General features: G+C 63.3%; 3 protein-coding genes, 1 tRNA gene and 1 pseudogene. 4 read left to right on the top strand and 1 reads right to left on the bottom strand.

The window, feature by feature from the left end; genetic code table 11:
- The first annotated feature begins 480 nt into the window (after positions 1–480).
- The 4 genes and pseudogenes from L979_RS10595 (at position 481) to L979_RS15110 (ending at position 6,265) form a co-directional block, all read left to right on the top strand.
- Entirely contained in the window at positions 481–1,104 is a 624-nt protein-coding gene (locus L979_RS10595) for a hypothetical protein (RefSeq protein WP_052209798.1), read from the top strand.
- A complete protein-coding gene (locus tag L979_RS10590; protein WP_047692180.1) occupies positions 1,091–3,214 on the top strand; it encodes a hypothetical protein in 2,124 nt (707 codons plus the stop codon). The genes L979_RS10595 and L979_RS10590 overlap by 14 nt, the downstream gene beginning before the upstream one ends.
- A gap of 33 nt (positions 3,215–3,247) precedes the next feature.
- Complete coding sequence (locus L979_RS10585) at positions 3,248–5,146, top strand: hypothetical protein (protein WP_047692179.1); 1,899 nt, start codon at positions 3,248–3,250, stop codon at positions 5,144–5,146.
- A gap of 287 nt (positions 5,147–5,433) precedes the next feature.
- Positions 5,434–6,265, top strand: a pseudogene (locus tag L979_RS15110) (IS5 family transposase).
- A gap of 297 nt (positions 6,266–6,562) precedes the next feature.
- On the opposite strand, the gene L979_RS10570 reads toward L979_RS15110, so the two are convergent.
- Positions 6,563–6,646, bottom strand: a tRNA-Leu gene (locus L979_RS10570).
- Positions 6,647–6,666: the final 20 nt, after the last annotated feature.

Raw genomic sequence — 6,666 nt, 5'->3', positions numbered from 1 at the left:
ATCGACTAGCGACGTCAACTGGAAACCGAGCCATAGGTCAGGTCAAACTGGAAACCGAGCCATAGGTCAGGTCAAACTGTCACCTGTCCGTGCGGCAGTCCCCATCACGAACCTCCTCGGGTTCCGGGAAGAGAAAGGCATCAATGCTCAACTGCCCCTCGACTTGTTTCCTCTTGCGGGCTCGGGCCATGGGGGGTCTCCTGAGTGCGGTCGGGAAGCTTCCACACACGCTACCCAGCCGCTCCAGAGCCTTCCTCGCGAACACGCACAAGCTAACTCACGTTATGTTGATATGTCAACATTAGGCTATAGTGCGGCCCCTTGCCCATGCCCGCGCGTCGATTCGCCCGGCCACGCTTGCACCCGCGAAGATGAATGAAACTTGGAAGGGGATATTGAGTGTCCACTCATGCAACTGCTCCGTCGGATGCGAGAAGGAGGGGAGGGTCCCCGACTCAGACCGCGACGCGCATCCTGGTAATGCTCGACGTGCTCGGCAACCCGGTGACCGAGAGCTGCGGGGTGGGGAACGCTGTCGCGGTCATCTCTTCGCTTACCCGGGTGCAGAAGCTCGACTTCTGGTTGCGGAACCCTGACTACCTCGCCGATGAGCTCCTGACCGAGTTTGAGGTAGGCCGAGTGAAACTGGACACCATTCAGCCGCATGTTCAACGGATGCTCACCGGCTCCGCGCCGACTCTGCATATGTATCCGATGGAGCGCTACCTCTATGGGGCCTATGAATTCATCGACGATGCGCTGGCCGTGCTGAAGATGTATGAGCAAATCACCCACCGTCGTGTGACCGACACCGGCAACCACTCCCGCAGGGACTACTTCCTTCTCCAGAAGGGGCGAGAGACGGTCATGCGCATGCGTGCGGAGATCCCGGAACTGGCCTGGTATGACGAGCAGGCCGCGGCCATCGGCCTTGTCTCCGACGCTGCGGTCGGAGCGACGGCGAGACGCCGCCAGTACGAACAGCCCGAGTACGAAGCGACCGCACACGGGGAACTCATTCCGCCCATCATCGAGCGGGTGAAAGCGCGCGCAGCGTCGCTTGGTGTTACGGAAGCCGATGGAGAACACGATGAACTGGGTTGACGCGGTAACCGGTAAGTCCCGAGTTGACCGGGACAAGGTTGAAGACGTCCTGTCGGCGTATGGCATCGCCGGGCCGCGGCCCGTGCCGTCTCGTCGACGACTTCGAGTGGAGGCGCTTCACTTCGCCGGGGTGAAGAACCTGCAGTCCTCCGAGGACCACGCAGAGCGCAACTTCATCCCCTTCTCCTTCACGCGACTGTTTGAGACACCGGTCACCGCCCTTGTCAGCAACGGCAAGAACGACGCGGGGAAAAGCTCGACCCTGGACATCCTCGCTTGGGGGCTGCGGGGGCGATCGGACCTCCGCTCCGACGTGAAAATGTGGCTGCGGCAGGTGAGCCTGCTGCTGACGATCGGTGACGAACGGGTCCTTATCGCATGGCGCGTGGATGAAGGTGCCGCTGCCGGCTCCATCCTCACGTTGCCGACGAAGACGACCATCAACTTCGACGACGTGGACACACGCGCTCTCGGCGCGATGGGCACTCAGGCTGATGCCGCCCATGTCATCGGCGAACCCGTGTACAAGCTGGACACACCGGTGGACGACCTAGTGGAGTCGATACGCGCGCAGGGCGCTTATGTGGTCAGCACGTTCGAGGACGACGAGCAGATGGAGCGCGCTGTCGGTGACTTCATGTTGGACCGCCTCGGCCTCGAGACATTGACCCAGTGGCGGCGAAACGCTCGGGCCACCGATGCGGACGATGGGAGCACCGCGCAGCACGGCTGGCCGCTGTGGTCCCAGGCTTTGGTCATCGCCAAGCCGAGCATCACCTCCGCCATCGGCGAGACACCAAATCAAGCCGTCGCGGTTTTGAACACGTTCCTCGCGACCGAGTGGAGTTCAACCCGCAACCTCATCCGGGCGCAGAAAATGTCCGTCGATGCGGAGCTCGCGGGTGTGCGGCGCCGAATCACTCGTGATACCGCAGCCCGCGATGCAAGCGTCGCCGAGCTGACAGCTGAGCGGACGAACCTGCAAGCCAAGCTAGACGCACTTCCCCCCAGTCGAGTGACCGCCGACGAAGCAGCCCAGCTGGTGCAGAAAATGACCGCCGCAACGCAGCACCTAACATCTACCCAAAGTCGGGTCGCTGAGGCGGCCCTCGCGTACGGCACCGCCTCCCGTGCACTGGAAGCGGCTGAGCATGACCTCGCCGCGTTGAAGGAAGCGGCGGTCACGAAGCGGTTCTGGCACTCGCTCAAGCCCTCCTGCTGCCCACGCTGCGACACCCGTGTAGAGCAGGAACAGTGGGAGCGGGAGCAGGCCGGCGCATGCTCACTCTGCAACAGCCCCATCGACGAGGCTGACGCCGAAGGTGTAGACCCGTCTGCGGAGGTCGGCGAGGATGATCTAGATCCCCTGGAGCTGGCTCAGCAGCGGGTAGATGCGTGTGCCGTCGAAGCGGAGACGTTGTCGGATGCGCACGACACGGCACGGGAGGAGGCGCGCCGCGCGGAGGCGACCTTCACCGAAGCGTCGGCGGCATTAGATGCGGTTCACGGTGACCCGGAGCAGCGGCATGCGCTCGAACGCCAGCTCAGCATGCTCGACGGCCGCATCCAGGAGCGTGCGGCTGGGCCCGTTGATGTACCGGAAGAGTCCGTCCTGGCATCGGACGCCGCGGTGCTCGCGGCAGCAGAGACCGTCGCGCAGACCGAAGCGAAGCATGGCTTCGACACGGCGCTGAAATCGGTCAGTGCACAGATCACACAACTCGGCAAGGACCTCGGCTTCAGCAGTCTGGAGAAAGCAGAGATTAAAGGCAATGCGCATCTGCCAGTGGTCCGCGGTGGTGCGCGAAGCAACTTCGGCAAACTCACGGATGGTGAACGACTGCGGCTGAAGATCGCCCTGGTCATCGCCCTTCTCGATGTGGGCGCGGAATCAGGCCTCGGACGTCACCCCGGCTTCCTCATCGTCGACTCTCTCGCACGTGAGGAGCTGAACGAGGCCAACGGTCGACTGCTGCTGCGGGAACTTGACCGCGTGGCTGGTGCATACGGCCTGCAGGTCGTCACCGGTACTACACATACTGAACTGGTGGACTCTGTTCTTCCGGACAAGGCGGTGGTCCGACCGCAAAAGTCCGGCTTCATGTGGTGAAATTCCAACAGACGGGGAACGAGTGAGGTGACTGTGTCAGTTCTCGACGCACTCGACAAACTCGAAGGCACGCCGACTGTCTCTGCGCTCGGTGGGGAGAACGCGATCTACGCCTCACGCGACGTGCTGGCAGGCGACTCCCGTGTCGTCGAGGTGACCGTTGCACTGTGCAACGGGTGGGGGTCACTGGATGACCGCGATACTGCGACGACCTTCCTCATTCGCGCCGTTGAGGACGTCACTCCATTCAGCGCACGCGACCTTTTCGATGTTCTTCTGAACTCGGAGGAAGTGCTGCCAGTCATCTCCAAACCGTTCGAAGGCGCGCTGAGGAAGTTGGCTGGACGCACTGGGCTGGTCCGGGACTTTGCTCTGGAAGCCTGGACGCGACTGGCTCTCGGCGACTGGGCATCCAAGACCCTCCAACTTCGCGCGGCACTCGAGGACTGCAGCGAGGCAGAAGACGCCAGTCACCCGCTCGTTCGAGCGCTCGGTGCCGCACTGTCCCGATGGCACGACGATTCTCTCCGCGATGCTCTCGAATCGCTCATTAGTCACGACGACCTCGACTCCGACGCCGCCATGGAACTTGGGCTCTACTCGGTGGCGTGCGCGGCTGCGCAGACAGATGTGGAGGAAGTCCGAGAAAAGCTGGCGGAAGCGCGTCGCTGGTTCGACGTGGCACGTAGTGATGGGGCCCGCTCAGACGCGGTAGCTTTCGACGCCGTCGTCGGCGGAGTCATCGACCAAACGCGCGGAATGGAGCTTCCCGCCAATAGGTACGAGGCCATCTGCAACTCTGTGTACACCTACCTGGACGGCTTTATCGGCGTCGCCTCCGGATGGCGTTTCCCCCGGGCGAACACGACGACGGCTTGGATGGACCTGCTCAGCCAACTGAACCAGGCCAGCACCGACCGCTGGTATGACCCTCCACGGACTATCGAAAGTCTGGCTCTTGCAATGGCCGCAGAGAGGACAATGACTCTGGTCATCAATCCGGGTGGTGTAGCCAGTCAGATCGGTATGCGCGCTCTGGTGCAGCCTCAGGTTGAGTCCCTCGCCCGGGAGAACGGCCAAGTCCTCTTCCACCTCAAAAGGTGGCTCGCGACGGAGAACAACGCGGCAGACGACAAAGTCCAGGACGCCGTAAGAGAGCTCCTGGCTCAATTGGAGGCGTTGCCCCCAAAAGCGCAGGGCGAATCGCGCCCGGAACTAGACACGATTCGCGAGCGACTCCACCTAGACTCAGAAGCCGCCCGCGTGGTGGCAGAAGCTGTTGAGGCGACTCCTGAGCTACTCCCGATCTACGAAAACCTCGCCTTATACACGTCCCCACCCCGGTACTCGGAGCAGGACCTGCTGGAGCAGCTTCTTGGGGATTGCGACGAGCACGCGGAGGGTGGCATCGCACCTTACCGGGTGGAGCTTGGGCAAGTAATGAACCAACTCGTCCGGTTCGCATCCTTTTACCTAGATGCTGGCCAATCGGGTGAGCGGGCCGCACAGTGGTTCGCGTCAAAGAAGCCATGGCCGGCAGAGCACCAGATCGCTGATGATCTGAATGGGAAACTCTGCATGGCCGGATTTAATTCCATCGTCGAACGCCCTAACACCGCGGGTGGACGGTTAGATATCGCTGTGTCCTTCCAACGCTGCCGAATCTGCATCGAGGTGAAGCGCGTCACCACGACGCGTACCAATGAGCAGCTCATGGATTCCTACGGTGCTCAGGCTGTGCAGTACGCGGCGACGGACATCCCCGTAGCGTTCCTCGTCGTGGCCGACTACGCTCGGCGCGCAACCCGGCTTGACTTGACCGGGGCATTCGACGTGTGCCCGGTACGTCTACATACCGCGTCCCGCCAACACGCCCTCACCACGCTTCGAATGCAAGCGAACGTCGCCTCGCCGTCTTCCGCGTCGAGGTAACGCATACAGAAAGCACTCAACCCTCATAGCCAAACGACAGACGTTTCATGCACCCCATTGCAATAGGAGCATCAGTGCAGTTGGCTGCCGGCTCCGGTGTGAGCGCCACAGGCAGATGCAGGCGCCCGGGCGGGAATCTAAACTGCGACGCGGCCCGCCGCTAATTGGCCATATGTAAAGCACCGGGCGCCCATTTGCTGTACCGCCCCGACGGGAAGGCCTGAGACCTGGTCTCAAAACCTGATCGGTCGTTGCCCACCTGCCTGGGAACGGTCCACAGTGCCTGCATGACGACGAGGACGCAGTCGTGGATGGTCGATGACCGTCTGTGGGAGCTGATCACCCCGCTGATCCCACCCCAGCCACCACCTCGAGGGCCCGGTGGGCGACCCCGGATCGAGGACCGGGCGGCACTGGAGGGGATCCTGTTCGTGCTGCACACCGGGTGCCGTTGGCGGGACCTGCCCCCGGCCCTGGGCTGCGGGTCCGGGCACACCGCCTGGCGCCGGCTCAGGCAGTGGCAGGGGGCGGGGTGTGGGAGAAGCTGCACCGGGCAGTGCTCGAGGAGCTCTCCGAGCAGGAGATCCTCGACTGGTCGCGGGCCAGTATCGACGCGGTGTCCGTACGTGCCAAAAGGGGGGCGAGCTGACCGGCCCGAACCCCACCGACCGCGGGAAACCGGGGACGAAGTACCACCTGCTCACCGACGCGGCCGGGCTGCCCCTGCATGTGCTGGCCTCAGCCGCAAACGTCCACGACAGCAAACTCTTCGAGCCGTTGCTGGAGACCAACCCGAGTGTGCGTGGCCGGCGAAGGCGTCCGGGGCGGCCCCGCCGCCGGCCGGAGAAGCTGCACGCGGACAAGGGCTACGACTACCCGAGGTGCCGCCGCTACCTGCACCGGCGAGGCATCAAGGTCCGGATCGCCCGGCGCGGAATCGAGGCCAAGACCCACCTGGGCCGGCACCGCTGGGTCGTGGAGCGCACCATCTCCTGGGTCCTGCGGTTCAAGCGTCTCGGGATCCGTTACGACCGCACTGCAGCCACGCTGCTCCCGCTGCTCTTGCTCGCCGTCACGCTCATCAACTTCCGCCGACTGCGTCAGGTAGAAGAGTTATGAGACCAGGTCTAAGGCGACGAGGAATGGGCCGTCGGCATCCCTGGCGCCTGATTGATGAAGAAGTAGCCGTTGCGCCCAAAGTGGCTGGCCCCTGCTCGGATAACCCCGGACAGGGGCTAATCACTGCTATCGCTGGCTACGTGGGCGTCGAAGTGCGCCCCTGGAGGCGTGGCGGAGGGCTCGGCAGCCGGTCCTAGACCCGGTGTCGGGGCCTGAAACAAGAAACTCCCACCCGACATGACGTCGGGCGGGAGTTTCGTGAATCCCGGTGCCCCACTTTCGTGAAACACCCTCTTGTGCGCGAGGGGGGAGTTGAACCCCCACGCCCTCTCGGGCACACGGACCTGAACCGTGCGCGTCTGCCTATTCCGCCACTCGCGCGTGGTGTTCAGCGGGGATCT

Source organism: Kocuria sp. ZOR0020 (assembly GCF_000800955.1).
GTDB lineage: Bacteria > Actinomycetota > Actinomycetes > Actinomycetales > Micrococcaceae > Kocuria > Kocuria subflava.
Note: the sequence above shows the minus strand (reverse complement) of the source record. Positions and strands in the feature narration are given on the sequence as shown.

Coding starts and splice junctions, on each gene's coding strand:
- L979_RS10595 (WP_052209798.1), top strand. CDS start 481: ATGCTCGACGTGCTCGGCAACCCGGTGACCGAGAGCTGCGGGGTGGGG.
- L979_RS10590 (WP_047692180.1), top strand. CDS start 1,091: ATGAACTGGGTTGACGCGGTAACCGGTAAGTCCCGAGTTGACCGGGAC.